At 69.8% G+C, this 25,382-nt stretch carries 29 protein-coding genes; 13 read left to right on the top strand and 16 right to left on the bottom strand.

Annotated features, from left to right (window positions below):
• Positions 1–47 precede the first annotated feature (47 nt).
• Both ACK41C_RS20745 and ACK41C_RS20750 read left to right on the top strand, forming a co-directional pair.
• Positions 48–800, top strand: coding sequence for a phosphatase PAP2 family protein (locus ACK41C_RS20745; RefSeq protein WP_409658658.1), 753 nt, complete (start codon positions 48–50; stop codon positions 798–800).
• 131 nt (positions 801–931) lie between these two features.
• A complete protein-coding gene (locus ACK41C_RS20750) occupies positions 932–2,863 on the top strand; it encodes a hypothetical protein (protein WP_409658661.1) in 1,932 nt (643 codons plus the stop codon).
• 50 nt (positions 2,864–2,913) lie between these two features.
• On the opposite strand, the gene ACK41C_RS20755 is transcribed toward ACK41C_RS20750, so the two are convergent.
• Both ACK41C_RS20755 and ACK41C_RS20760 read right to left on the bottom strand, forming a co-directional pair.
• On the bottom strand, positions 2,914–3,141 hold the full coding sequence (locus ACK41C_RS20755; RefSeq protein ID WP_409658664.1) for a hypothetical protein: 228 nt from the start codon (positions 3,139–3,141) through the stop codon (positions 2,914–2,916).
• A gap of 159 nt (positions 3,142–3,300) precedes the next feature.
• Positions 3,301–4,848, bottom strand: a complete 1,548-nt coding sequence (locus ACK41C_RS20760; RefSeq protein WP_409658667.1) for a hypothetical protein — start codon at positions 4,846–4,848, stop codon at positions 3,301–3,303.
• Positions 4,849–5,062: 214 nt separating this feature from the next.
• On the opposite strand from ACK41C_RS20760, the gene gstA reads away from it, so the two are divergent.
• The 5 genes from gstA to ACK41C_RS20785 all read left to right on the top strand — a co-directional run bounded on the left by gstA (position 5,063) and on the right by ACK41C_RS20785 (position 10,317).
• Positions 5,063–5,686, top strand: a complete 624-nt coding sequence (gene gstA / locus ACK41C_RS20765) for a glutathione transferase GstA (protein WP_409658670.1) — start codon at positions 5,063–5,065, stop codon at positions 5,684–5,686.
• A gap of 53 nt (positions 5,687–5,739) precedes the next feature.
• Complete coding sequence (xth, locus tag ACK41C_RS20770) at positions 5,740–6,543, top strand: exodeoxyribonuclease III (protein ID WP_409658673.1); 804 nt, start codon at positions 5,740–5,742, stop codon at positions 6,541–6,543.
• A gap of 508 nt (positions 6,544–7,051) precedes the next feature.
• Positions 7,052–8,002 (top strand): RNA polymerase sigma factor RpoH, encoded by a 951-nt coding sequence (gene rpoH, locus ACK41C_RS20775; protein ID WP_409658676.1) that lies wholly within the window; start codon positions 7,052–7,054, stop codon positions 8,000–8,002.
• Positions 8,003–8,079: 77 nt separating this feature from the next.
• Entirely contained in the window at positions 8,080–8,976 is an 897-nt protein-coding gene (locus tag ACK41C_RS20780) for a mechanosensitive ion channel family protein (RefSeq protein WP_409658679.1), read from the top strand.
• Between the two features lie 222 nt (positions 8,977–9,198).
• Positions 9,199–10,317 carry a hypothetical protein gene (locus tag ACK41C_RS20785; RefSeq protein ID WP_409658682.1) on the top strand — a complete coding sequence of 373 codons (1,119 nt, stop codon included), beginning with the start codon at positions 9,199–9,201 and terminating at the stop codon, positions 10,315–10,317.
• Positions 10,318–10,367: 50 nt separating this feature from the next.
• On the opposite strand, the gene ACK41C_RS20790 is transcribed toward ACK41C_RS20785, so the two are convergent.
• Both ACK41C_RS20790 and ACK41C_RS20795 read right to left on the bottom strand, forming a co-directional pair.
• The gene (locus tag ACK41C_RS20790) at positions 10,368–11,153 is read right to left on the bottom strand and encodes a hypothetical protein (RefSeq protein WP_409658685.1); all 786 of its coding nucleotides are present in this window, start codon (positions 11,151–11,153) and stop codon (positions 10,368–10,370) included.
• Positions 11,154–11,272: 119 nt separating this feature from the next.
• Positions 11,273–11,581 (bottom strand): hypothetical protein, encoded by a 309-nt coding sequence (locus tag ACK41C_RS20795; protein WP_409658688.1) that lies wholly within the window; start codon positions 11,579–11,581, stop codon positions 11,273–11,275.
• Between the two features lie 141 nt (positions 11,582–11,722).
• Between ACK41C_RS20795 and ACK41C_RS20800 the strand changes: the two genes are divergently transcribed.
• Complete coding sequence (locus ACK41C_RS20800; RefSeq protein ID WP_409658691.1) at positions 11,723–12,175, top strand: hypothetical protein; 453 nt, start codon at positions 11,723–11,725, stop codon at positions 12,173–12,175.
• A gap of 53 nt (positions 12,176–12,228) precedes the next feature.
• Here ACK41C_RS20800 and ACK41C_RS20805 read toward each other — a convergent pair whose 3' ends face one another.
• From ACK41C_RS20805 to ACK41C_RS20825, 5 genes are all read right to left on the bottom strand, one after another.
• Positions 12,229–13,254: a relaxase/mobilization nuclease domain-containing protein gene (locus ACK41C_RS20805; protein ID WP_409658694.1), complete on the bottom strand. Its 1,026-nt coding sequence runs from the start codon at positions 13,252–13,254 to the stop codon at positions 12,229–12,231.
• Positions 13,251–13,778 (bottom strand): plasmid mobilization protein, encoded by a 528-nt coding sequence (locus ACK41C_RS20810; protein ID WP_409658697.1) that lies wholly within the window; start codon positions 13,776–13,778, stop codon positions 13,251–13,253. The genes ACK41C_RS20805 and ACK41C_RS20810 overlap by 4 nt, the downstream gene beginning before the upstream one ends.
• A gap of 387 nt (positions 13,779–14,165) precedes the next feature.
• Entirely contained in the window at positions 14,166–15,233 is a 1,068-nt protein-coding gene (locus ACK41C_RS20815) for an IS110 family transposase (protein WP_409658700.1), read from the bottom strand.
• Between the two features lie 299 nt (positions 15,234–15,532).
• Positions 15,533–15,889 (bottom strand): hypothetical protein, encoded by a 357-nt coding sequence (locus ACK41C_RS20820; RefSeq protein ID WP_409658703.1) that lies wholly within the window; start codon positions 15,887–15,889, stop codon positions 15,533–15,535.
• Positions 15,890–16,161: 272 nt separating this feature from the next.
• Positions 16,162–17,130 (bottom strand): LysR family transcriptional regulator, encoded by a 969-nt coding sequence (locus ACK41C_RS20825; protein ID WP_409658706.1) that lies wholly within the window; start codon positions 17,128–17,130, stop codon positions 16,162–16,164.
• 92 nt (positions 17,131–17,222) lie between these two features.
• Between ACK41C_RS20825 and ACK41C_RS20830 the strand changes: the two genes are divergently transcribed.
• Positions 17,223–17,876, top strand: coding sequence for an MBL fold metallo-hydrolase (locus ACK41C_RS20830; RefSeq protein WP_012520534.1), 654 nt, complete (start codon positions 17,223–17,225; stop codon positions 17,874–17,876).
• A gap of 101 nt (positions 17,877–17,977) precedes the next feature.
• Here the strand turns inward: ACK41C_RS20830 and ACK41C_RS20835 are convergent, their stop codons facing one another.
• Entirely contained in the window at positions 17,978–19,534 is a 1,557-nt protein-coding gene (locus ACK41C_RS20835; RefSeq protein WP_409658709.1) for an SH3 domain-containing protein, read from the bottom strand.
• Between the two features lie 135 nt (positions 19,535–19,669).
• On the opposite strand from ACK41C_RS20835, the gene ACK41C_RS20840 reads away from it, so the two are divergent.
• Complete coding sequence (locus tag ACK41C_RS20840; protein WP_409658712.1) at positions 19,670–19,933, top strand: hypothetical protein; 264 nt, start codon at positions 19,670–19,672, stop codon at positions 19,931–19,933.
• Between the two features lie 61 nt (positions 19,934–19,994).
• Here ACK41C_RS20840 and ACK41C_RS20845 read toward each other — a convergent pair whose 3' ends face one another.
• Positions 19,995–20,390 carry a response regulator gene (locus tag ACK41C_RS20845; RefSeq protein WP_409658715.1) on the bottom strand — a complete coding sequence of 132 codons (396 nt, stop codon included), beginning with the start codon at positions 20,388–20,390 and terminating at the stop codon, positions 19,995–19,997.
• Positions 20,391–20,708: 318 nt separating this feature from the next.
• Between ACK41C_RS20845 and ACK41C_RS20850 the strand changes: the two genes are divergently transcribed.
• The 3 genes from ACK41C_RS20850 to ACK41C_RS20860 are packed head-to-tail and all read left to right on the top strand — an operon-like array spanning position 20,709 to position 22,012.
• Positions 20,709–21,419, top strand: a complete 711-nt coding sequence (locus ACK41C_RS20850; protein WP_409658717.1) for a hypothetical protein — start codon at positions 20,709–20,711, stop codon at positions 21,417–21,419.
• On the top strand, positions 21,416–21,685 hold the full coding sequence (locus tag ACK41C_RS20855) for a hypothetical protein (protein WP_409658719.1): 270 nt from the start codon (positions 21,416–21,418) through the stop codon (positions 21,683–21,685). The genes ACK41C_RS20850 and ACK41C_RS20855 overlap by 4 nt, the downstream gene beginning before the upstream one ends.
• A gap of 39 nt (positions 21,686–21,724) precedes the next feature.
• A complete protein-coding gene (locus tag ACK41C_RS20860; RefSeq protein WP_409658732.1) occupies positions 21,725–22,012 on the top strand; it encodes an RES domain-containing protein in 288 nt (95 codons plus the stop codon).
• On the opposite strand, the gene ACK41C_RS20865 is transcribed toward ACK41C_RS20860, so the two are convergent.
• The 5 genes from ACK41C_RS20865 to ACK41C_RS20885 form a co-directional block, all read right to left on the bottom strand.
• Positions 22,009–22,617, bottom strand: a complete 609-nt coding sequence (locus ACK41C_RS20865; RefSeq protein WP_409658722.1) for a hypothetical protein — start codon at positions 22,615–22,617, stop codon at positions 22,009–22,011. The genes ACK41C_RS20860 and ACK41C_RS20865 overlap by 4 nt on opposite strands.
• 50 nt (positions 22,618–22,667) lie before the next feature.
• On the bottom strand, positions 22,668–23,102 hold the full coding sequence (locus tag ACK41C_RS20870; protein WP_409658725.1) for a hypothetical protein: 435 nt from the start codon (positions 23,100–23,102) through the stop codon (positions 22,668–22,670).
• Positions 23,103–23,105: 3 nt separating this feature from the next.
• Positions 23,106–23,363 (bottom strand): type II toxin-antitoxin system prevent-host-death family antitoxin, encoded by a 258-nt coding sequence (locus ACK41C_RS20875; protein WP_012520542.1) that lies wholly within the window; start codon positions 23,361–23,363, stop codon positions 23,106–23,108.
• Between the two features lie 88 nt (positions 23,364–23,451).
• The gene (locus ACK41C_RS20880) at positions 23,452–23,856 is read right to left on the bottom strand and encodes a single-stranded DNA-binding protein (protein WP_293468257.1); all 405 of its coding nucleotides are present in this window, start codon (positions 23,854–23,856) and stop codon (positions 23,452–23,454) included.
• A 553-nt stretch (positions 23,857–24,409) separates the two neighbouring features.
• On the bottom strand, positions 24,410–25,294 hold the full coding sequence (locus ACK41C_RS20885; RefSeq protein ID WP_409658729.1) for a hypothetical protein: 885 nt from the start codon (positions 25,292–25,294) through the stop codon (positions 24,410–24,412).
• Positions 25,295–25,382 lie beyond the last annotated feature (88 nt).

A 25,382-nucleotide genomic window follows, 5' to 3' on the forward strand; every position in this document is an offset into this window, starting at 1 on the left:
CGTAACGGAGGCGTGGCGTTTTGAGGCGAAGCAGGTCCGCAATCGCCATGGTTCAGCAGCTGCGCGAACATTTCAGGGACCCGCAGCGGCTGCGGCCCGCCCTGGAGGTTGCGAGCCGTGAAGTCGCCGCCGTCCTCGCTCTCTTCACCGTGGCTGTCTGCGCTTGGGTCTTCCTCGAGATCGTGGACGAGGTTGTCGAGGGTGAGACCGAAGGCATCGACCGACGCATCCTGCTCGCGCTCCGCCGTGGGGGAGGCGGGCATGAGCCCATCGGTCCGCGCTGGCTGGAGATGGCCGCCGCCGACGTCACGGCGCTCGGGTCGACAACGGTCCTTGTGCTGGTGGTGGCGTTCGTCGCCGGGCTGTTCTCGATCCTCGGTCGACGTCGGGAGGCGCTTCTTGTCGTGCTGGCGGCCGCCGGCGGCGCGACCTTGAGTCAAGGCCTGAAGACGATCTTCGACCGGGAACGTCCTGAAGCCGCCTTGCGCGCTGTCGAGGTGATGAACCCGAGCTTCCCGTCCGGCCACGCCATGCTCTCAGCCGTCGTGTTCCTGACGATCGGCGTCCTGTCGGCCCACTTCGCCCGTCAAAGGCATGTGAAGCTCTATGCCGTCTCGGCCGCCGTCGTGACCACTCTGCTTGTCGGACTGACCCGGGTCTACCTCGGCGTACATTGGCCAAGCGATGTGGTCGCGGGGTGGAGTCTGGGCGCCGCCTGGGCTTTGAGTTGCTGGCTCGCAGCCTGGGCCGTCGACCGACCGTGGCGAGCTTGGCTGAGGTCGCCGCCTCATTCCGGATGACCCGGACCGGCCGCCTCAGTCTTCTTGGCGAAGCGACTTGGCGTAGGTCCGACCCTATTCTCTCCCGGCGCGAAGACGGCGAAGCTGCGTCAGCCAGCACCTCAGCTCTTATCGTCCGACTCGCCCGCTCCATGACGCTCAAGCCGGCCAATTCGACCTCCCCGCCCGACGCCGTGCGCAGCGTCTTCGGAGAAGCGGATCATGCGCCGTTTGGCGGCTCGGGCGTCGAGCTCATCTACGGCCGCCGATCGGACGGCTCCGTCGTTCACATCTCCGCCGTGCCCTCCGGCCTCGCCTGCCAGTGCGTCTGCCCCGCATGCGAACGCCGGCTCGTCGCGCGCAAGGGTCCCAAGACCGCGGACCATTTCGCTCACCACGGGACGGGCGCCGGCTGCGGCCGGGCTGTTGAGACCAACGCTCACATCTGGGCCAAGGCGGTGCTGGAACGCACCAAGCAGATCCTCCTGCCCGCCATCGAGGCGGAAGAGGCCGGGCGACATGAGGTCACCCGCCCGGCCAGCATGTTCAGGTTCGATGAGGTACGGCTGGAAAAGCGGTTCGGCGACATCGTACCCGACGTGATTGTCCGCGCCGGGTCCCGCGAGCTGCTCATCGAAGTCTACGTCACCCATCGCTGTGACGAGGCCAAGATCGCCAAAATCCGCGCGGGCGGCGTCTCGGCCATGGAGGTGGACTTAAGCGGGCTTCGCACCAGCCAGGATGCGAAGCAGGTCGGCGCTGCCCTGCTCCGCACCGCGCCTAGGGCCTGGCTCTACAACCCCTTCGTCGACGAGGCCGCCAGGAAGCTGAAGGCCGCGATCGCCAAGGACAAGGCCGAAGCGGCCGCCGCGCTCCGCCGCCAGGCGGCGCGGATGATCGCGGGCGCCCGGCGCGCGTCGCCTGGCGCCGTCGATCGCATCGTTCAGGAAGGCGCGCAGCTGGAGAGCCTCGGCCGCGACGAATATGTCTCCTGGACGGCGGCCAGCGCGGATGGCTTCACCGTGGCGGCGGAGCATTGGCAGGCCGCCGTCTACGTCCGTTGCGTGATCGGTTTCGCGGCTCGGCCGGCGTGGTCGCGCCAGGGATTCGATGCGTTCGACGTCATTGAGAAGCTAGGCGACTGCGTGGCTCCGGCGTTCGCAAAGCGTTTGGGTCGCGGGTTGCACGAGGCGCTCCACGCTGTTGATCCCGACTTCGTTCCGCCCTCGACCACCATCGGCCGCTACCTGGACTGGCTTGCCGACGCCGGTGTGCTCACCCACGACGGCTACGGCTACCAGGTCTCTTACGCCGAAGCCCGGGAGCTGGCGCGGCTTCGCCAACGCCGCGAGGTTGCTGCCGCGCGCCGACGGCGGCTGATCGAGCGCGTGAACGCCATCGTCGGTCAGCTGCCAACCGATGAGGCCACGGCCTTCGATCTCGAACGCTGGATGGGCTCGCCGCTCCCGGGCTTCGACACCAGCGCCGAAGGGTTGATCGAAGCCGACGACCAGGTCTGGTGGACCTTTGAGGCCCGCCTTGATCGGATCGCGTCCATGCAGGCGGGCTGGAGCTGGACCGAGGAGTTCCTGAACCTCCCCCTTAAGGGCGAGCTGGAGCGCGCCAGGTCGCGGGAGCAGGCCCGGCAGGCTGCGGCGGCCGAGCGGAAACGGCAGGAGCTCGAAGCCGCCGCCAACGGCCGCATCCTCGTCGCGACGGCTCACGCCGAACGCGTATTCGGCGGCGACGCCGCGGCCGCCTGGCTGCATCGGCCGAGCCGCACGAGCACTGTCAGCCCCGTGGATGCGGCGCGAGCGAGCCCCGACGGCCTTGCGAAGGTGCTGCGCGCCCTCGGGCGCATCGAAGCCGAGCGGCGCGAGCAGCTGGCCCGCGAAGCCGCCCAAGCGGCGGCGCAGGACGACCTTCGGCGCGCCGCCGCCAAGGTTTTCGACGAGGTCCGGGCCGACATCTTCCTCAGAAGCGTCCACCCGGCGTTGGGGGGCAAAAGCCCCCTCGCCTACTGCGCCGATCGGGTCACCCTCCGCACCTGCCTGGCGCTGCTGCCCGGGCGCCGAAAAGGATGAGGCGCTCGTGGGGCACGACCGAAGGGCGCTCAACGTCTTGGTCGGACAAGCTAGCCGCCGAGCTCGTCGTCAGGAGGTTCAAGCCATTCGATGATCTGCGCGACCCGGGCTGTCGGAAGCGGCTTGCCGGCTGCGCGCATGGCTTCCTCGTTGGCGAGCCAGGAGCGCGCTTCGAGCAACTCCTCCTCGGTCGCCCCGAGCGCCGCGATGTCGGCCACGGCCGCATCGTCGAGCGGCCCAAGGACGCGTTCCAGAGAGTCTCGGGTAAGAACGGTCATGTCCGAATTCCCTGGTTGAGGTCACCGCGCCAGGGACAAGGGCGCGGACCCTCGAAATCCGTGTTTTGGAGCGAAGTTCCCAGGCCGGCGGCGGGCGAAGCCACATCCACTAGCGCCAGGCGGAAGGGCTTCTGCTTTGGCCTCGGAGACGCGGAGAAGTCAGCCGCTCCTCGATTGCGTGGCGTCGATCTCCACTATGTTCTCTGGGTTGATCACCACGGTGAGGCCGTGCTGCAGCGCGAGTTCCTCGGCGTAGTCCTGCAGATCCGGCACCGCCGGACGCACGTCGAGCGGGACAAACGCGACGGACCGATACTCGCCGGGATTGGAGCTCGCGCTCAGCGTCACCTTGACGGCGTAGCTCACTGAGGCGTCCGCCAAACGGGCGCTGTTGATGTAGACCGCGTGGACCTCGTCGGCCTGATCGCCGAGATCGGTCGCGTCGAAAGCGAACCACGCCGTGGGGGCGTCGCCGAACAGGTCCACCGCCAGGGCGACGCTGCGGGCGTCCCAAAGGTCCTCCAGAGGGAAGGGCTGAGACGATGAAACGCCGGCCATCTCCAGGAGCCGCACCCAGCCTTCCAAGAAACGCGTCCACACCGGCAGCTGCTGGAGATAAGGACCGTCAAGCTTCCCGGACATCGGCAGGGTGAGGGGCGCTTCGAGCGGGGCTGGCGGGGTCAGGATGATCACGCCGTCGCCCTTGGCGAGGTGGCCGAGGCCTCGAAGCAGGTGGATCCAACGCGGCAGGCTCCTCGGCGTGGTGTCGAACAGGTCCATCGTGTTGAAGGCGGCGGCGCCGGCGCTGAACTTCAGGGTAAAGTCGGCATGCCGCACCAGCAGCCAGGCTCCCTCCCCGGCCAGCGCGGGGAGACCTGCGAACATCTCCGCTTCGAACACCGCCGCCGGGGACAGGCCCGCACCGCGGATGGCGACGGTGCAGCGGCCCATGCTCGGCGGTTCGATCCGCAGCTCTTCAAGGCCGTCCAGAGCTTGGTCAGCATAGGGCAGGCGGATCCCGAACCGACGATCGTAGGCGCGAAGCTGCTCGGGCCTGAGCGGCTTCAAGCCTAGCACCACGTCGCTCAGGTGATCTGCGCTCTCCACCCAGAACAACGCCTCGGCCTCGAGACCGCCGTCTTCATAACCGAGCTCGTCCAACTGACGCTGCTTCTCCCGACTGTACTCGGCCGGGTCTGGCCCGCAGGCCCGACGAAGTGCGTCCCCGAAAGCGTCCGGCGCCGGAGAGAACCTCGTCCCGAACCGCGCTGGGTCGAAGGTGATCGTGAGCTTGTTGAGGTCGAATCGGCCCTGCGCATGAGCGGTCCTCAGCCGGTGTAGGACGCGGGCGAGCGCTGGGCCGAGCAGATGAATGAGGTAGCCGGCACGGGCTTCGCCCTCTGGCGACAGCCGCAGCACCACCACAAACGCTGGGCGGAGATCCTTCGCCAGGCGCTCGATCGCTGAAAGGCTGAGCTTGACAGGCCCAGCGGTGGCCGTGGACTTCAGTTGGACGACGCAGGCGGTGGGCAGGCGCGCGTCGAGCGCGCCCGCCTCAGGGCCCGCCATCGGAAACTCCACCACGAAGTCCCAACCGGTGCGGTCCCGGTTGCTCTTGTTGCAGGTGAAGCCCGCCCGAACGCAAAGGTTGGCGAACAGGGTTTCACCGGCCTCTCCCAACTCATCTGGCGTCAGCACGCGGGGCATGAACGAACCTTATCCGGTCGGCGGCGCTGCGGGCCAGCGGTGCTCGGCTCCCCTCACGAAGAGAGAGCGGCCATCTGCGGCGCGCCAGCTCATGACCCGTACAACCCGAGCTTCCGCTGCAGCTTCAAGGTGGCGGTCTCGGATGCGGCTTGGCTCTCCGCTGCGCCGCCCTACATCGCCTTCATCGGCTGAGGGCACATGAGAGGAGGACGATATGAAGCTGTACTACGCTCCAGGCGCCTGTTCGCTCGCGCCCCACATCGTCATACGCGAGGCGGACCTTTCGGCGGACTTGGAGAGGGTCGACCTAGCCGCCAAGAAGACCGAGCACGGCGACGACTTCCGCTCGATCAACCCCAAGGGCTACGTCCCGGCGCTGAAGCTCGACGACGGGCCGCTGCTGACTGAGAACGCCGCCATCCTGCAGTACCTGGGCGACCGGGCGGGCGAAGAGGCGGGGCTCATTCCAGCGGCCGCAACGATCGAACGCTACCGCTTGATCGAATGGCTGACCTTCGTGTCGACCGAGCTGCACAAGGGCTTCAGTCCCCTGTTCAACCCCGCCTTTCCGGAGGAAGCCCGCAAGCTGACGCGTGCGAAGCTCGCGGAGCGCTTGGGCTGGCTCAACGAGCACTTCGCAGAACACGAGTTCCTCCACGGGGAGCGCTTCAGCGTGGCGGACGCCTACCTGTTCACCGTCCTCAGCTGGACCAAGCGCCACGCGATCGATCTGCAGCCCTACCCGAACGTCAAGCGCTTCCAGAACCGGATCGCCGAGCGGCCCGCCGTCCAGAAAGCGCTGGGCGAAGAAGGTCTTCTCGAGCAGGCGGCGGCCTGATCGCTGCGCCGTCCCGGCGCGAGAGGCCGGGACGGCCTTCGACGGTCGGACCCATGCGGATCGCCACCTTCAACGTCAACGGCGTCAATGGCCGCCTTCCTGTCCTGCTGAGGTGGCTCGAAGAGACGCGGCCGGACGTCGTCTGCCTGCAGGAGCTGAAGGCGCCGCAGGAGCGCTTCCCCGCCGAGGCGATCGAACGCGCCGGCTATGGCGCGATTTGGGCTGGCCAGAAGAGCTGGAACGGCGTCGCGATGTTGGCGCGCGGCGCCGAACCGGTTGAAATCCGGCGAGGCTTGCCCGGCGATCCCGAGGATCTGCAGAGCCGGTACCTCGAAGCCGCTGTCGAGGGTGTGCTCGTCGCCTGCCTCTATGCGCCGAACGGCAATCCCGCGCCGGGGCCGAAGTTCGATTACAAGCTGGCCTGGCTTGCGCGGCTGAACAGGCACGCCGCCGAGCTTCTGAAGACCCGCACCCCGGCCGTTCTGGCAGGGGACTTCAACATCATCCCGACGGAGCTGGACGTCTATAAGCCGGAGCGTTGGGTCGACGACGCCCTGTTCCGACCGGAGTCGCGCGCGGCGTTCGAGGCGTTGTTGGGCCAGGGCTGGCGTGACGCGCTCCGCAGCCTCCACCCCGCCGAGCGCATCTTCACCTTCTGGGATTACTTCCGAAACGCCTTCCCGCGGGACTCCGGCTTGCGGATCGATCATCTGCTGCTGAGCCCGACCCTTCGTCGAGGCTCGTCGGCGCCGGCGTCGATCGGCATGTCCGGGGCTGGGCCAAGACGAGCGACCACGCGCCGGTCTGGATCGAACTGGACAAGGCCGGCGAAGGCGGCTGAGCGCCGGCCAGCCTAGAGCTTGACAGCCATGAGCCGGGTTACGGCCGCAAGGAACGTCGCAAGCGGCGTGTCCTTGGTGAGCGTCACATCCGCGCCCAGGTGAGCGGCGAGTCCCAGGAGGTAGTCCGCTGACAAGGCCGCGCGCCCTGCCGTGGTGGCTATTATCTTTACGGCCGGCCACCTCGCCCGGGCTGAGCGGATCGCCTCCAAGCCATCCTGCTCCGGCATCAGCATTTCGACGATGAGAACCGAAACTGGGCCTGTCGCCGTCAGTATCGCCCGGCCGTCCTCGCCCTCCTCGACTACCTAGGCGCGCGCGCCCAGCGCAGCCGCCAATCCGGCCCGGAACGTCTCATCCGGGTCCAGAACCACGACATTGCAATTCAACAGGAATCTTTCCGCTCGAACGGCTTCGAAATTTGGTCGCGACCGCCGCAACCAATCATTCGCACGGCAGTTATGCCGGATGCCACGTGCGAGCAATATAGTGCACAGTCCATGCTGAACTAGAGGAGAGAGAGACCGTGTCCGTTGCGTTGTCCTTGCCTTCTGCCGAAGGCGGGCTGCGCCGGTATCTGACCGAGATCCGGAAGTACCCGCTGCTCGGCAAAGATGAAGAGTACATGCTGGCCAAGCGGTGGCGGGAGCACGAGGATCCGGCAGCCGCGCACCGCCTCGTCACCAGCCACCTTCGGCTGTCCGCCAAAATCGCCCTGAGCTACCGCGGCTACGGCTTGCCGCTCGGAGAAGTCATATCCGAAGGCAACCTCGGCCTGATGCACGCGGTGAAGAAGTTCGACCCCGACAAGGGCTTCCGTCTGGCCACCTACGCCATCTGGTGGATCCGCGCCGCCATCCAGGAGTACATCCTGCGCTCGTGGTCGCTGGTGAAGCTCGGCACCAGCGCCGTCCAGAAGAAGCTGTTCTTCAACCTGCGACGCGCGAAGGCGCGGATTTCCGCCCTGTCGGATGGAGACCTCAAGCCGGACCAGGTGAAGGCCATTGCGAGCCGTCTGGGGGTGCACGAGGAAGAGGTGGTCAACATGGACCGCCGGCTCGCCTCGCGAGACGCCTCGCTGAACTCGCCCTTGGCCGCCGACGCCGAACAGGAATGGTTGGACGTGCTGGAGGACGAAGGCGCCGTCGATCCTGAAGCGGCGGTCGCCGCAGCGGAGGAACGCGCGCTACGCATGGATCTGCTGGCGCAAGCCATGCAGACCCTCAACGAACGCGAACGGCGGATCTTCACCGCCCGCAAGCTGCAGGATCCTCCGGCCCTGCTCGAGGACCTCGCCAAGGACTTCGGCGTCAGCCGCGAGCGCGTTCGCCAGATCGAGGTGCGCGCCTTCGAGAAGGTCCAGGCCTTCGTCACCGAGGGCGAAAAGCGCAAGCTCCGCGAGAAGCGGCGTCGGCGCGCCGCTGACGTCTTGATCGCGCGCCGCACCGCCGATGCGCCGCTCTGGGCCAGCGCGTGAGCCTGCCTCGCGTTTGGAACGCCCGCCCGTGAGACGCCGTTCGTGCCCCGGGCGGGCGTGATCCACGAGGGATTTGCATGTCGGACGTAGCCAACCGGCTGGCGACCATCGCCAGCCCGGCGGAGACCTTCGCCTGGACCAAGCTGATCGATACGGCGGGCGATCTGGCGGTCAATCTCGCCGTCGCCGTCTTGATCCTGGCGGTGACCTTCTGGCTTGCAGGCTGGGCCAATCGCTTCGTGCGCGCCGCCCTGGGCCGAGTCCACCCGCGCCGGGGTGCGCCTGACGTCACCCTGCAGACCTTCGCGGGCTCCATGGCGCGCAACCTGGTGCTTGTGGTCGGCCTCGTGGCCATGCTTCAGCAATTGGGCGTTCGCACCACCTCGATCATCGCCGTTCTGGGCGCCGCATCGCTCGCCATCGGGCTCGCCCTGCAGGGGGCGCTCTCCAATGTGGCCGCCGGAGTGATGATCCTGCTCTTCCGGCCGTATCGCGTTGGCGACATCGTCGAGACGGGCGGCCGAGTGGGTCGCGTGGAGGCGCTCGACCTCTTCGTCACCGAGCTAGCGACCCTCGACAACCTCAAGGTCGTTATCCCCAACAGCAAGGTGTTCGGCGATGTGGTGGTGAACCATACCCATCATGATCGCCGCCGGGCGGACGTCAGTCTCCGCCTGCCGGCGACCGTCGATGCGACGGCCGTGATGGACCGGCTCCGCCAGCGACCGAGGGAGGACGCACGTGTCCTGAAGGATCCCGCGCCGATCCTCGAACTCACGGGCGTCGGGGAGGCCTGGGCCGAGCTCACGGTGAGGCCCTGGACGGAGCGCGAGAACTACGGGCGCCTGAAGGCGGACGTGCTTCTCTGGGCCAAGCTCCTGGAGAAGGATCTGCAATCGCCCCTGCCCGCGACGGCCGAGGCCGAGGGCGATCGTCCGCGGGAAGAGCAGCGTCCTCGAACGGCGCTGGCCTGACGCGCTCGACAGCGGCGCCTGTCTGCAGTCGTCTATCCGCCCTTGCATCTGCGCGGCGGAGCCATAGATTCAGGTCGAACGCCGCCTATCGTCGGCGTGGCCGCTGCCCTGGCGAAGGACTCCTGGTCCAACGAGATCGACACACTGCGACCAGCAACCTGAAGCCGGCCGCAAGAGACGAGCAGCACGTTTCGACCCTGGCCGGGCGGAAGGATTTCGCACGTGTATTCCACCCTGGAAGGCGCAAAGAAGAGCGCCAAGTCGCTGCACCGTCTCTTCGACGAGAGCGGCCTCATCTATCCTTTGTCGAAATGTCAGCTGGCGATCGCCAAGGCCGGCGGCTTCCAGCACTGGCATGACCTGGAGAGCAACCTGACCACGGCGCGCCAGCCGGCGGCAGCGGAAGCCTACCGGCGCCGCCTGATCGCGGCGCTGCCCGAGCCCTGCCGCAACCCGGTCCGGGCTTGGTTTGCGGACGAGCCCCCGCCGGACCCGCCTATCGAGGGCTATCCGGCGCGCTGGTATCGCGACGTCTACCCCTATCTTGCGGCCGTCACGAAGATGCATCGGCGCACCCCACTCCTGCGCCCCGGCTCCGGCCGCGGCCAGCAGCTGCGCGAGTTGCTCGTCTACGAACTGCTGCTCAACCTGAAGGGCGGCGCTCAGCCCCCGCCGCGCCTTGAGGCCGACACCCTGGCCTTTTGCTTCCGAGGCGACCTGGAGGCTCTTTACCCCGAGCAGATCCGCCACCCCGACTTCGAGCGGGAGCTTGCGCGGCTGGTCGAGGCCAGGATCCTCGATTGGCGGTTCGGCGTGATGCGGGTCCTCCCGCCCGCCGGCGACGTCGAGGCGGAGGTGCGGGAGCGCAAGGCTGGCATGGCCCATTACTGGACCGAGACGAGCGGCGAGGCGGGGGACCACGAGCGTCTCATGGCGCTCCGCGAAGCCTTGGCGGCCATCGGCGTCAATCATGCGCTGCGCATCGCTGGCGCCATCGCTGAACAGGGGTCCGACGCCTACACCACGCCCTCCGGCGCGATGCTGGACCTGCTTTCGCGCCTGGCGGCCGAAGGCGAGCTGGAGACCTTCGCCCGCGCTGTCGACTTGGCGGCCAAGATCCACCCGCAGAACGCCGCCTTCGTACGCGGAAAGGCGCCGGCGAAGATCGCGTCCAACTATTTCGACGCGCGTCTGAAGCTGCCGCTGCAGGACTTCACGGCCTGGACCAACGAGAACCCCGACTGGCCGGACCGGCTCATCGACGACCTCTCGTCGCCCGACCTTTTCCGACGGACGGTGGACGCCATGGCCGAGCAAGTGCGGGGCCGCGCCGCGGCCTGACCAGCTGGCGTTGCGCGCGGCTGGCCACGTCGCGTGCAACGCTGCGGCAGCTATTCGATACGGATCACGTAGTGCGGCACGTCGTAGAGCGAAGACTTGCGGATCGGCAGCCCGCAACCCGCCGCCTGCAGGTCGGACTGCATGGCGAGGAAGGTGGTGTCGTCGAGGCGAGGATCCAGCACCACCTCCTCGAACACCGCGTGGGGATCGAGGGCGTACTTCATGACCCCGCCGGCTCCGAGGCGCGGGCGTCGAGGGTCGGGAAGGTCCATGTCCTGGAAGATCAGCCGCACCTCGTTCTCGTGGATGAAGGTGTCCCGCTTTAGGCAAAGCAGTTCGGCGAAGCCCGTGCCTTGGCCGCCGGCGGCCACGTCCGCGAAGCTCAGTCCGGCCATCAATCGGTCGAGCTCGGCCTCGGTGACGTAGCGGATGCGGCCGACGAAGAACTGCTGCGGCCACTCCGGCGGACCCACCGCGCGGAGGTTGTCGAAGAGCTTGCGGATCGTCGTTCGGACCTTCACGCCGCGGCTGGCGCCGCTGGACGAATAGATCCGCCACATGGCGTCGCTCTCCGCCGTCAGCGACCAGCATAGTCCGTACCAGTCGTCCGCAAGGTTCTTGAGCGGAATTCGGGAGCCCGACGTCGGATCGTCCACCTCGGTCCGCGCCAGCATGAAGTTCTCGAAGGGGTCGTCCCACTTGGTGGGGTGGACCAGGGCGTCCGTGGCCGTGGCGACCAGCACCTTGAAACGGTCCAGGGCGTAGATGCGGTAGATTGGCAGGTCGAGCGCGTCGGGCGTGAGATTGACGAGGCCTCGGATGTTCGGCGCAGCCAAGCGCTCTTCCTTTCGTGGTCGACGGGCAGGGTATGAACGGGACGCGCGAGCGCCAGCCGCGCTATAGGCTGTGGCCCGGCGCGTGACCACCCGCGGCGCTGCGCCGGCTCTGGCGGTGTTCAGCTGGCGGCGCGCAGGCCCGGAAGACCGTCAGCGGAAGCCGGCGGGACCAGGTCGGACAGCTCCGCCTCGCGCGCGGCGCGGCTGACATTGAACCGGATGAGCACCACCTCCTCGCCCGTCGGCTGCGGCCATGGCGTGCTCCCAAGGTCCGCGGCTTCGCCCGCCGAGACGATCGCCCAGCCCCCTTCGGTCGGCCGTGACAGCACGTAATTGCCGCTGCGTCCCTTCAAGAGCGGCGCGCGCGCCAAAGGCATGTAGCTGTACTCGGCGCCTGACGCGCCCCGGAAGATCACATAGCTCGACACGACGTCAGGCCTCCTTGCCCGCAACATCTCACGCCAAGGTGCGAGACGTCAGCCGCTCCGATGTCGCGCAGCCGATTTCCTGTGGACCGTGCCGCCTGCGCCGTGCTTGCGCCTGCGAGGCGCCGGGATCACCGTCCGCCCATGCGCCTGCAGTACGGCCGATATCAGGGACGAACCGCCGAGACTCTCCTCCTGAGGGCTCCGGATTACGCCGTCTGGGTGATGCGCCACCAGCCGGAGGGCCGCCTGGCGCAATACTTTCGCGACCTGATCACGGCGTTTGACGCCCGCCCCATCAACCAGCCCTGCCAGGCTTGCGGCGCCGCCGCCACTCGGGCGGCCGCCCTGCCGGAGCGCAGCGACCTCTACTTTTTCTGCGACGACTGCGCCCTCTACCCCAATGCCGCCCCTGCAGGGGCCGCCCAGGACCTGCGCACCTTGGCGGATTTCGTGAGTCACGTGGAGCGCACGGCGCGCCGGCGGCCGGTCGCCAGGCTGCGCGCCTTCGTTCGCCGCATGGCTCAGGCGAAAGGCCTGCCGCGCCGGATCACCGAACCGGCGGCGGAAGCCTTCTTCGCTGGGGAGACCATGTAGCGCGCGCCATGGTCCGACCAGAGATCCGCGAAACGCGGACTCCCGGGTGAAAGCTATCGTCGTCGCGGCCGGTCTTTTGGCGCCTCCGGCGCGGGCCGTTCCCGGGTCTCCGGTCGCAGCGCCCGGATGGCGCGGATCAGTTCGTTCCGCCGCGTGGCCGGCTCCGGCATCGTCCGCACGAAGGCGCCCACATCCTTCGCCAAGACCCGGTCCGCCGGATCGGCGGATCGGCCCAGCGCTTGGGCGACGGCCGCATAGGCGCGGCGCACGGCCGCCTGCCGTGCGAGGATCCGTTGCTCCCACGGACGATCCATGGTCCCGCCGCGCGCCAGCCGCGCCGCCTCCCGGTAAGCGGCCTCGAGCACCCGCGGCGCAGGCCCCTGCCCCCGCTCGTAGCGCTCCCGCATCTTACGGATCGGCGTGCGCTCCGCCTTTTTCGTGATCCCGCGGGTCCGCCGCAGCGTCGCTTCGGCCGCCACTCCGCGCTCACGCAGCTTCTCGGCGAAGCGCTGCCGCCAGGCCTCCAGGTCGGCCTTCCGCGGGCTCAAGCGACGACCGTCCTCGCCCAAGGACCGGACGCTGAGGTGGACGTGCGGATGTCCGGCGTCGGTATGCAGGGCGAACGCATAGTCGTGCGTCTCCCCGAAGGTCTCGCGCGCGAAGGCCCGCGCCGCGTCGCGCATCCGGATGTAGTCCGTTCCCGGCGGCATCGAGAGGACGATCGAGACCGACATGGAGGCGTCGCTCCGCGTCCTGAGGTCGTCGGCGGCCCAGTCGGCGCCGAGTTCACGGACCGCCTCCAGCCCCTGCAGCTGCTCCCCGTCGCGCCCTTCCAGCGGCAGCTCGCCGTCGCGGGAGATGTACTCCAGGTGCGCCCGCAGGTGCTCGCCGTCGCGGGTCTTGCCGGTGATCTTCACCAGCACTTCCGGCGCTCGGCGCACCACGTTGGCAAGCCGCGCCTTGGGATCCCCGCCGCGCGGCGGCGGCGGCAGCACCGGGACGTCCGCAACCCTGCGGCCCCCGCGGGCGATGGGGGCCCAGAGCTCATCGAAGCCGCGGACTTGGCCGAGCGGGCTCATCGGTCCTCTCCGCTCCAATAGGACAGGTCGCCCTCGAGCGCGGCGCGGACGCCTTCGAGCTGCGCGCGAACCTCCTGGCGGAAGGCCATCAGCTCCTTGGCGCTCGCCGCCCCCTCCCCGCCGCGGCTGTGGAGCGCGTGCACGGCTTGGTTCAGGTTCACGCCGATCCGGCGGAGGTCGCGGCGGATCTCGAGCAGCGCCTGGGCCTCGGCCCGGCTAAGCTGTGGTCGGCCGAGAAGACGCCGCCGCACCAGACCCACCACCCACTCGGTGCGGCGAAGGCCGGCCTGGCGGCACGCCGCGTCCAGCGCGGTCAGATCCTCGTCCCGAAGGCGGATGGTCACCTTCTCCGATCGCCCACGTGCCCGAAGCTCCGCCTCCGCCGCGGGGGGCGCGCCGCCGCCGCTCCGCAGCACGGTCTCGATCATCTGGCGCAGGAGCTTGGAGCGTCCGCCTCGGGATGACGCGAAAGCGTCGAAGCGGACGGCGAGATCGTCGGACAGCCGCACGCCGAAAAACGCCATGACGTCATCGTGGCGTTTAACAATGCCGGCGGCAAGCCTATCCTGCCCTCGTAATCGGGCAACCCCTAGGGTCGCTGTGGGATCGCTTTCTCATCGTCGCTCCTCCTTTGCATGGGGATCGGAAGGTCCTTGATCGGCGGCTCGTCGAGAACTGATGGTCCATGCACTCGTCCGGGCTCAGCCCCGCGTTGATAGCGGGCGCCCATTTCGGCGTCGGGGATGCGGGGCCGCACATGCACTAAAGCGTCGTCCAGGCTCAGATGCGTGAGCCGGCGACCGGCAGGATATCGCGCTCACCGCAGTCCGCTGCGATCCATCAGCTCTCCTTCCGCCGTCAGCGGAACTCATCACCTCCTGGCCGGTCGTCTGGACCGAAGTTGAATCGCATCACGCCGGCCCGAGCCCGCCATTCGGGACGGGCTCCCGGCCTGATGTCGAGAACTGGAAGGGCTCGCCGGTCCGCCACATGGCGTGCATGACCGTGGCGAGCTTGCGGGCCACCGCCACTACAGCGCGCTTGCGACCGCGGCGCTGGGCCACCTTCAGGCCCCAGGCGCGGATCGAGCACCAGGTGTTGCATCGGCCGAGCATCGAGCTCGCCGCCTCGTAGAGGACGGTGCGCACATCCTTGTCGCCGCACTTCGAGATCCTCCCGTCGAAGTCGATGGTGTCGCCGGACTGGATGCGCCTCGACGTGAGCCCGAAGTGCGCGCCGACCGTGCGCGACTTCCGGAACCGGCGGGGCTCGTCGACCGCCGCCTTGAAGGTCGCCGCCGTCACAACGCCGACGCCGGGGATGGCCATGAACCGGCGACAGAGCTCGTCCTCGCCGGCGGCCTTCACCAGCGCCTTGTGTAGTCGATTGTGCTCGGCCAGGAGCATCGACCAGGCGGCCAGCAAGGGTTCGCAGATGGCCGCGAGCGCGGGGTCGGCGGCCAACGCTTCGCGCACCTGATCGGGGAACGGGCCCCGACGCATCCCCGGCCGCAGCACGACGCCGAAGACCTTCAGGCCGTGGCGGACCTGGTTCTCGATGTCGAGCTGCTTGCGCTTCAGGCTCCGGCGCGCCGCCAGAAGGAAGCGCAGCCGATGGCTGGCCTCGGTCTTCACGTGGACGACCTTGTACCAACCCGAGCGGACGATCTGCGCCAGGCCGCGCGCGTCGGCGCGGTCGGTCTTGTTCCGCTGGGCCCGCAGCACGCCGTGGGCGTGCCGGGTCTCCAGAACGACCGCCGGCAGCCCCAGCGCCTGCAGCTCACGCTGCAGCCACGGCGCCAGCGAGCCGGCCTCGTGTCCGAGCCGCCGCAGCCGGCTGGCGTAGGGCTTGAGGGCCTCCGCGATCGCCTCCGGTTCTGTCGCCACCGTGGTCTCGAGGACGATCTGGCCGTCCTCGCTCGACACCACGCAGAGCGAGCTCTTGGACACCGACACATCGAGCGCTGCATCGAACTTCATCGGGCTTCTCCTGCGCGCCACTGGCGCTCCGGCAGCCGCACCGTGCGAACCCGCCGGCGAGCCCATCTGAAGCTCAGTGGGGCCCGCCGTCGACAGCACAGGCTCGAGCCCGATTACGCCGTCACTACTCACCACAAACCCCTTCACGTTTGGTCGAACAAACGTCTGGCGTTGTCGGAAAGCGGAGCCGTACCGCAGCTGCCCCCATAAGCAGCCGAGTCCCAATGGGCGTAAAGCGGAGTCGAACGGTCCAGGCGCCGCTCTCCACGCTGCGCAAAAGAGGGGAGCCGAAGCTCCCCTCAGAAGGGTGGAGACCCCAGGAGCCGATCCGCGGCCTCGGGCTCGAAGCAGTCCCAGAACGCGGCTTCGGACGGATCGTCCGCCAGGATGCAGCGGTTCATCCAGGCATCGGCCGCCGGCGGGTTGCGCGCCTCCCATTCGGCCTGCGCCCGCATCTCGGTTTCGTAGGCCCTCATCGCTTCGGCCTCGACGATCGCCGGCACGTCGCCGCGATCCCAGAGCGGCATCAGCACCGGGTAGAAGCGGTGATACCCCGCGTCCCCCACGTCCAGACTGGTGAGGAAGGTGCGCCATTCGCCCAGCTGCTGGGCTTCCGACAGCTGGGTCCAGGTGGTGAAGAGGTCGATCGAGGCCATGGGAGGATCTCCGTCCTTGAGCCGCTCACCGCGAGCGGCGACGGCCTCTTCGGGACAGGCCTGGGCGCCCGTCAGTCACCGGAGCCCTCGGCCATGCCGAGGGCGGAGGGGAACGGCGCAGCCGTTGACTTACGGGCTGGCCTGGCACGATGGGACGTTCGACGCGCAGCGCTCGCGCCCCGTCAGGGGCGCTCCGTCCGGCGCCTGCCCGAAGGGCGCGCCCGGGAGCAGCGGCGAGGCTGAGCGCGGGCGGCCTCGAGAGCGCGCAGCCGTCAGTCTTGCAGCTCGCGGCTGTGGAGCGGCCCGAAGGTCTGAGCGGCCGGCCCTCCATGCAGCTTGGCGCAAAGACGCTTCAGCTCATCGCAGAAGAGCCGCCCCGCCGGGCCTGGCGGGGCGTCTATCCGCCAAGCGAGCCATGACGGCGTGACGGTGACGCCGTCCGGACCAAACTCCTCCACCGGCAAGCGAACGAGACGGCCAGCCTCAAGGTCGTCCGCCACGAGCCACAAGGGCAGACTACCCCAGCCAACGCCCGCGATGAGGAGCGCCCGCTTGGTCTCATTGTCGCTGGCCCGCCAAACGCCGGGCGACAGCACGCCGAAGTCTTGGCCCTCGGTGAGCGGCGACGGGTCAGGCACGACGATCTGAACATGGTCGGCGAATGCGATCCGGGTGAGCGGCTGGCCGCCGGCGGCAAGTTGGGCGAGCCGATGATCCGGCGCCGCAACAGCGGCGCGCGGGATGTCCGCCAGGAACGAGAGCTCGATGGTCGGGTCCGCGATATCCGCGCCGGTCACGGCGAGGGCGCATTGCCGGCTGCGCAAGGCGGCAAGCGCCGAGCCGAGCGGCAGGGTCCAGGTCTGCACCCCCACCGTGGGGTAGGCCTCGTGCACCGCCCTGAGCGCCGCCGCCGCCAATGGCAGCGGGAACTGCGGGTCGAGCGCGAGGGTGAGCTTGAGCTCTAAGCTCTGGCCCAGGCCGCGGGCGCGGGCGCGCAGCACGTCGGCCTTCAGCAGCAGGGCGCGGGCGTCACCCAGGAGGGTCTGGCCCTCGGCCGTCAGGACGGGGCGCCGGCCGGATCGATCGAACAGGCGCACGCCGAGCTGCGTCTCGAGCGACGCCAGGGCATGGCTCACCGCAGACTGCACGCGGCGCAGCCGCTGGGCTGCGGCGCGGAAGCTGCCAGCCTCGGCCACGGCCACGAAGACCCGCATCTGATCCAGGGTGAGGGGATCGATCACCGATCTATTCCATCGATCAAAACCAGCAAGATTTCAGCGATTGCGCCGATCGCGTCGAGCCTCATCTCCAGGGAAACGATGGAGGCTTTCCCATGCAGCAGATCTATCCCGACCTCTGGCAGACCCGCGCCGAGCAGCCGCTGCCAAGCGTCGCCGACCTCGTGACCCGCGCCTATCTGATCACGCGGGCCGACGGGAACCTGCTGATCTACTCGACCGGGCTTGCCGACGAGCACCAAGCCATCGGCGATCTGGGCGGCATCCGGCGCCAGTACCTCAGTCACGTGGACGAGGCGGGCCCTGCGCTCAAGACCCTTCAGGAGACGTTCGGCTCCGAACTGTGGGGCCACGCCGTCGAGGCGGACGCGGTCCTCCGCAGAGCCGGCGTCGCGCCGAACCGGACGTTCACCGGCCCGGAGACGCACGGCGACCTCGAGGTGATGCCGCTGCCCGGCCACACGCCAGGCAGCACGGCCTACCTGTACCGCTCGCCGCATGGGCGGACATACCTCTTCACAGGCGACACCATCGGTCGTGACGACCGCGGTGTGTGGACCGCTGGATACTTGCCCTTCAGCGACAAGGCTCAACTGGTGGCGACGCTCCGACGGCTGGCGGAGCTTGCGCCCGACGTCGTGCTCTCCAGCGCCTTCGGCCGAAACCATCCCCATACCGAGATGACGGCGCCGGGGCAGTGGCGGGCCGCCGTCGATGAGGCGCTGGCTCCCCTTCTCACGGCGGCGTGAAGCGGCGCGTGGCCGTCCCGCGGCGCCGTGAGCGCCGGAGGCGCGAACGCCCTGAGGGCTTCTTCGAGTGTCGGCCGTCCTCAGCCGTGCCGCGCCCGATGTCAGTCGAGCGGCAGCACGCGAAGCCGCCTCCGGCTGATCCAGCCGATCAGCGGCCGGTCCGAAGCGTAGTCGAACGCCTCGACCTTGGCCCAGGCCTCGCCCGCCTCCAGCACCCGCAGCGGCTGGTCCGGATAGATGGCGCGGATCGCCGGCGCCTTGGCGTCGGGCGCGCTGCGCAGCCAGGCCCGCTCATGGACGTAGCGCAGGTCGCGCGCGGACTGTGGCGGCGGCTGCGCCGCCTTCAGCTCGTCGAGCTTGGCGATGACCGCAGCGGTGTCCGGGCCCCGCCGCTCCGCCTCGTCCCCCTGGTACGACAGCCAAGCGAGGCCGACGCCGATGACCCCGACCAGCACGCCGACCACGTTCATCACGCCAAGGAAGGTGATCGGCTGGCGCTCCCGCCGGAGCACCTCGGCCACCAGTTCGGCGAGCCGCGCCAGAGCCGCATCCAGCCGATCGAGGCGGGCGTCGGCGTCGGTCTCGTCCAGCGCCGTGACACCGGCCATCACCGCACCGAACACTGGCGCCTCGGCGTCCAGGTCCTCATCATAGTGCGCCAGCACGTCGGCCGTGGCGCCACGCGCGGCCACTCCGTCGAGACCGGCGACGATCGTCGCCTGGAAGCCCGGCCGCTGCACCGCCTCGAAGAGCCGCGTGGCGAGCGTGGCCTCCGCCGCGTGCAGCGCCCCGATGGACGCCAGGGCGGCGCCGGGCAGGCGCAGGTCGAACTGGCTGCGCAGCAGCCGGGCGACCGATGTCGCCTCCCCGAAGAGCTGGTCGTAGATCCCGAACTTCGGCGTCAGCCCAAGCGTGGCCAGATGCGGATAGACCTGCGCGACGCCTAAGACTTCCGTGGCGCGCCGGGCGTTCGCCTGCATCTGGCCGATCACGGAATTCGGCCCCACAAGATCCTCGAAGGGGGAGCGGTACTTCGGGAGCCGCGCGGCCTGCTCGGCGGCGCGGATCATCGCCGCGGTCGTCCCGCCATAGAGCGCCTCGTGCGCCGCCATCAGGCCCGAGGCCGGCCGGAACATGTCCGCCAGGCGCCGTTGGCGCTCCATCATCTCGTGCACCGGGCCCAGCGCCTTGTAGGCGGCCCCCGGCCGCAGGGCGTCGGTGGCGCGCTGGCTGATCTCCCGGCCGATGCGACGGGCCGGCGCCAGCGCGGCCTCAGCCCTGGCGAACAGGATCCGCCGCAGGCGATCGGTCTGCCGCTCCTGCGGCTGCAACGCAGCCATCTCCTTGGCCTCGGCCGAAAGCGGGCCCATCACCGCGTCACGGGCGTCCAGGAACGCGCCGGCCGCCGTCTCCAGCGCCGCCTCAGAGAGCGCCGCCACCGCGGCCGGGTCCAGGCTCGCACCGTCGGCCAGGCGGGCCTGTTCGGTTAGGAGGTCGCGCATCAGGACCACCCCGTCCGGCCAGCGGCTGCTCTCCATGCCCTTGGCGAGCCAGACATGGAAAGCGGTCTTGCGCGCCTCGACGACGACGGAGCCCAGCCCTTCGACCGGGAACACGACGGGATTGCTGAAGGCGGAAAGGTCCAGGGGTTCTGTCACGTGAGCACTATAGGACAACAGCCGGGATTCGCTGGCGTGGGTTCGAAAAGCGGTCGCGCCGGCTCAAGTCCCGCGCCTTGCGGGCCGCATCGCCGATCCTAGATGGAAGGCCAAGGTTGAGGGGGAGCAAGCCGCATGTTGTGCGTCAAAGTCGCGCCCGTTTCAGACGGTTGGGCCGTCACCTGCGACGCCGTGGAGAACCTGATGCTGTTTCGCAGCGGCGCCCAGGCGGATGACGCCGCCAGGCGACTGGCGCAGGCCTTGGCCGAGGCTGGCGAGTGGGTCGAGATCGAGGTGCGGATGCGCGATGGCGCCCGGGCCGCGCGCTTCATCTGCACGCCTCAGGGCTCGGATCGTGAAGGTGCGCAGTCGGCGGTGCAGAGACTCCAGATGGCGTGAGGGCCTCAAGCGCCGCCGGGTGTTGGCGAGACAACGCCCGGCGAGGCCAGCGGGCGCTTGTCTAGCCGCCCGGGCCGGGGCGCTCCAGGGTGGCGTTGGAGACCGCCACCACCAGCTGGGCAAGGGCGAAGGGCTTGGTCAGCATGACGCTGCCAGGGACGCCTCGCGAGGCCCATTCGTGCGCGCTGCCGCCGCTCACATAGACGACGGGCAGATCGGGGAAGAGCTCGCGGGCGCGCCGCGCCACGTCCCAGCCGGAGCTGTTGTCGCCGAGATCGATGTCGGTGACCAGGGCGGCGAAGGCCGCATCCGGCGCCTCGAGCTGGCGGATCGCTCCCGCGCCAGTCGAGGCCGAAGCCACGCGGAAGCCGCCCTCCTCCAGAGCCGAGACCCCGAGTTCGAGCACAGCCGGTTCGTCCTCGACATAGAGTACGAGGGGCGCGTCCTCTTCAGCCATTTCCCCCAGCCCAGACCACGCGTCACCACTGTCGGCTTTCCGACAGTCGCACAACGGACGCGAGCAGAGGCAGTTCCGGGTGGCCTCGACGGCGCCCCCTGCGTGAGGGATCGTCACCCGACGGGCGGAGACCCGCCAGGGCTCCGGGAGCCGCCGGCCGGCGGCGAGTAGAGCCCGGCCCGCCGCGCATGCGGCGGGACACGCCCGAATGCCGACCCAACCTCGCCGCCGCATCCCGCCGTCCGAACATAGGTTGCTTTGGTTGCGGAAGTTGCATCTTGCGTCGTTCGGTCCCATCTTGGCGGCAGGAGGCGCCTCATGGCCCATGCCCAGAAGTCCGCCGGCGGCGAAACCGCCCGCAAGACGCTCGCCCGTCGCGCCGCGAGCGGCCAGTCCGTCTACGCCTACAAGGTCAAGGGCGGCGCCCAGGCGCTGGAGCGGATCACACCCCCGAAGGACGCAACCCTGGTGATCATCCCCGAAGGGGCCGCCGACCAACAGTACCTCGAGGCCTCGGGCCTGGTGGAGCGCTACGGTCAGGTGCGGGTGCAGGACGCCAAGGGCCGCATCGTCGAGCCCGTGCAAACCACGGCCGCCAAGGTCATCGACGCCGAGGCGTTCGAGCCCAGCGCCAAGGCCCGCGCCCTGCTGCGGGGCGTGCGCACCGCCCAGGAGGACCTGAAGCAGGCCGGCGGCGCCTATGAGCTGGACGAGGTCCGCGCCCTGCTCAACGGCATCTCCCGTCAGGCCGTGGAGAAACGCGTCCGCGAGGGCGCGCTTCTCGCGGTGCCGGGGCCGAGCAACCGCCGCCGCTTTCCCACGGTGCAGTTCACCGACGACGGCGAGGTGGTCCCGGGCCTGCGCGAGGTGCGCCAGGCCCTGCCCTTCCAGAACCCCTGGGCGGTGCTGAACTACCTCGTGAATCCCGACGCGCGGCTCGGCGGGCGCCGTCCGATCGACGCCCTCAAGGCAGGCGAGGCCGCCGAGGTCGTGGAGGCCGCGCGGCGTCTCGGCCAGCAGGGGGCGTGACGGCGCCCCGTCCGCCCGCGGACCTTGAGGCCCGCACGCCGCTCATCGTCACCCTGCCGCCGGGGACGGCGCTGCACCCCTTCTACCCGGCGGGGCGCGAGCCGATCTATTTCGACACCAGCCCCATGGGCCGGCTCAATGCCCCCGACGGCCGCTACGGCGTGCTCTATGCGGCGGCGAGGCCCGAAGGCGCCTTCGCCGAGACCTTCCTGCGCCTCCCGGGGCGCACCCTGCTGGCGCCGGAGCTCATCGCCGCCAAGGGCTAGGCCCGCCTGGGCCTTCTTCAGCCCCTGACCCTCATCCAGCTGCACGGGCCGGGGCTCGCCCGCCTGGGCGCCACCGCCGAGGTGATCCACGGCGGGCTGCCCTATGACGCGCCCCAGGCCTGGTCGGCGGCGCTCCATGACCATCCGCTCCAGGCCCAGGGGATTGCCTACACCGCCCGCCACGACGACGCGGAGGTCTGCTACGCCATCTTCGAGCGCGCCGCCGGAGCGCTGACGCTCGATGCAGCGAGCGAAGACCTCGAGGGCGAGGATGGCTTCTATCTCTTGGCCGAGCACTACGGCGTGGGCTTGGCGCCGTCGCGCTAGGCGTCCAGCCGGGGCGAAAGGCTCGCGCGATGTCCTTCGGCCAGGCGCCCCAAGAGCTCGGCCACGGCGTCCTCAAGCATCTCGCGCGCCTCGTCCTTGCCCATGCCGGCGCCGACGCTGGCCAGCGCCGCCGCCTTCATCAGGCCAAGGAACACCGCTTCCAGCGCGACCGCGCGCGACAGCGAGGCCGGCGCTCGCTCCGTCAGCGGCCGCATCTCGGCCAGCACCTGCGCGTAGGCGGCCTCGGCGATCGTCTCGTAGGCCTCCCAGTCCACGCTGTCCTCGACATGGCTCGGCCGCGCGGGAACAGGCGCGGCGGCGGCCGCGGCTTCGATCTCCTCCACCGCCGCGTCCACCAGGGCGGGAAGCTCGCCGGCGCGCTGGTCGAGCTCGGCCCAGGGGATGACCCGCACCCCGAGGCCTTCCTGCGCCAGGATCTCCGCTTCGCCGCGGCCGGCGATCCGCGCCTGCACCGTCAGCCCCTCGCCTTCGCCCCATTGGGTGAGCAGGCGGACCCGCACCTTGCGCGGCGAGCGGCGCCGATGGTGCTCGGCCCGCGCCAGGGCCGCGGCGAAAGCGGCGCCCACATCGGTCTGGTTCGGCATCGGCGATCCTCCGGGGGCCGAGGCTGGGCCGATTCCGCGCGGGCTCCGATTCAGCCGCGATCGACCGCCCGAAGCCGCTTGGCCCGCTGGTGAGCCGCCACCGCCCGCTTCACGGCCTCCAGAAGCTCGACCGGCAGGAAGCCCCACGCGAAGACGTCGGGCTTGTCGCGCGAGACAGGCCGCAGGTCGTAGCCTGGCCAGACGAAGCGATTGAGCTCGCGGGTGATAATCCACGAGGCCGCCGCATCGAGGCCGAGCCGGCGCTTGACGCCCGGCGGCAGCGCCACGGCGGTGTGGTCGCCCTCCGGCGGCGAATGAGTGATGGGCGCGACATAGACGACAGTGTCGCCCTCATCGTCGCGCGTGGTCAGCACGATGGCGCAGGGCCGGTCCTTACGGCCCTCCTCCGCGCCAGCCCCGGCCTGGTCGCGCCACAGATAGGCGTAAGAGATGACGAGGCCCGGCGCCGGCGTCGGCAGCGCCACGGCCTAGTCGGTGTCCTTCAGGCTGTAGCGGTGCTCGGCCGGGATCTCCGCCGATTCGATGGCCGCGATCTCGGCGTCGGAGAGGTCCTCCGAGGCTAGCGCGATGCGTTCGCTCTGCTTTAGCCGGTGGAAAGTCTCAGCCGACACAATGTAGACGGTCTCGCGGCCATACTTGGTGACGCGAACCGGTTCGTTCAGCGCACGGTCGTGGAAGGAGCCGAAGTTCTTCTGGACCTCGCTGGCCGGGGCGGTGATGGACATCGGCAGTTCTCCGTAACATCCACATCTTACGGAACATGGCCTCCGGCGGCAAGGCCCGCCCGGCGTACCGGACGGGCCCGCCTAAGCCTCAGAACGGGATCTCGTCGTCGAGGTCCGGCTCCGGCGCCGCCTCGTCCTGGGCGGCCCCGTCGCGGGGGCTCGCCAGCTTCTCGACCCTATGTCCGGCGCCGGTGACGGCGATCTTGGTGGCCTGGCGCTTCTGGCCCTGGACGTCTTCCCAGGCCTCGTTGCGGAGCATGCCGACCACCTGGATCAGGTCGCCCTTGGCCACGTACTCCTCCAGGAACTTGACCGTGCCCGGGGCGTAGGTAACCACCCGGTGCCAGGTGGTGCGGGACTTCTTCTCCCCGGACTGGCGGTCGCGCCAGCGTTCCTCGGTCGCGAGGCTGAAGTTGGCGACCTTGTCGCCGGAATTGAGGGTGCGGATCTCCGGTTGGGCGCCGATGCGGCCGGTGAGGACGACGAGGTTCATGGGGTGGCTCCTAGAGGCTCGACCGGCCAGACCCGTCTGACCGGCTCGCGGACATCGCCGCGATCACGTCCCCAGGAGACCGGGGGCCCCCAGGGCCGGACGAAAGCCCGCAGCCCCGTGGAAACCGGCCTGCACAAGCCCGCCGCAGAGACGGGCGCGGAAGGCCGGAGGGTCCGCGCGGCTGCGCCTCGCGCCCCGCGAGGTCGGCTTTTGCGCCGGCCCGGCCCCGGTCAGGGATCGTGATGGAGAGCGGCGTTCCTGCGGGCCCTGACTGACGGTCCAGGCCTGAAGCCGCCGGAGTCACCGATGCCTCGTCTCCGGCGCCAGGCGCCCACCGCCCGCCGCCACCCGATCGGGCGCGGCCCGCCGCGCCGCGTGTCTGGACCGCAGCGCCGCCAACCCGGGGCAAGGGATCGCGCCGGGTTGTGGGCCCTTATGCGGGGCCCGGATCCGGCCCCGCGAAGAGGCGAGGACCGAGACAGCCTCCAGGTCGTCACGGCTCCGCCCGAGGCCAGCGCGCAGGGGCAGCGCGAGGGTCAGGCCTTTGCAGCGCCTAAGGCCCTGCATCGAGGCCCATGGCCCGCTCGCGATTCGAGGGCGGCGGGTGGGACGGCAGGGGCCGGCCGGCCAGACGTGCGCGCATCGTCAGGGCGAAGGCGTAGACGTGGTTGCCCGGATGGCGCCGCGGCCGCAGGAAGCCGCTCGCCACAAGCCCCTCGTACCAGCTGCGGAGGTCATGGCCCGCAGGCGCTGGGGCGCCGCGGCGCACCAGCTCGTCGACGGCATAGCCGCTACCGCGCTCGCCGCCGCGAATCTTCGAGGCGGCCCGGGCCGAGAAGACCCAGCCATCCGGGGTGACATGCAGGATACGGGGCCGGGCCTGCCCGCGGTAGGCGAGCCCGCGGCCGAAGTCGCGATAGATGGCGCCGATATGGCCGGGGCTTACGAGCCGCCCGTCGGGCCCGACGCGGAACGCCGGGTCGGAATAGGCGATCACCGCCTCGATCCCCGGCTTCTCCTGGCGCAGCAGGCGGAAGGCGCGCGCGAGGAACCAGGTCTCGCCATTGCCGGCCACGGTGTCGAGCAGGACGAAGCGGCCAAGGTCGGCGCCCGCCCGCGGCTCGGCGAGACCGGTGTGGCGCGCCACGCAGCGCTCGTTGATCGGCGTCGAGAAGGTCGCCACGCCCACGAGCTGGGAGCGTCCGCCTGGGCCGGGACCGAAGAGGCCGAGGCTCAGCCGCGCGGCGGGAAAGCTGCCGGCGTAATGGTGCTGGACGACGAAGGCCCGCGCCGCCGAGGGCGCGATCACGTCCACGGCGAAGGCGGCGGGATCGATGACCGAGGCGTCCGACACGAAGAGCGCGCGCCGGTCGCGCCAGCGCTGGCTGCGGTGCGTCCGCCGGCCGGCGGCTAAGGTGTGAGGATCGGAAACATCCATCGGGCGGGCTCCCTGAAGGTCCGCCCCGGCCCGCCCTCCCCCATCCCTCCGGGTGGGGGAAGCGGCGGCTCGCCCGAGCCGCCGCACT

The sequence above is a fragment of the Phenylobacterium sp. genome, from assembly GCF_046290725.1.
Classification (GTDB): domain Bacteria; phylum Pseudomonadota; class Alphaproteobacteria; order Caulobacterales; family Caulobacteraceae; genus Phenylobacterium.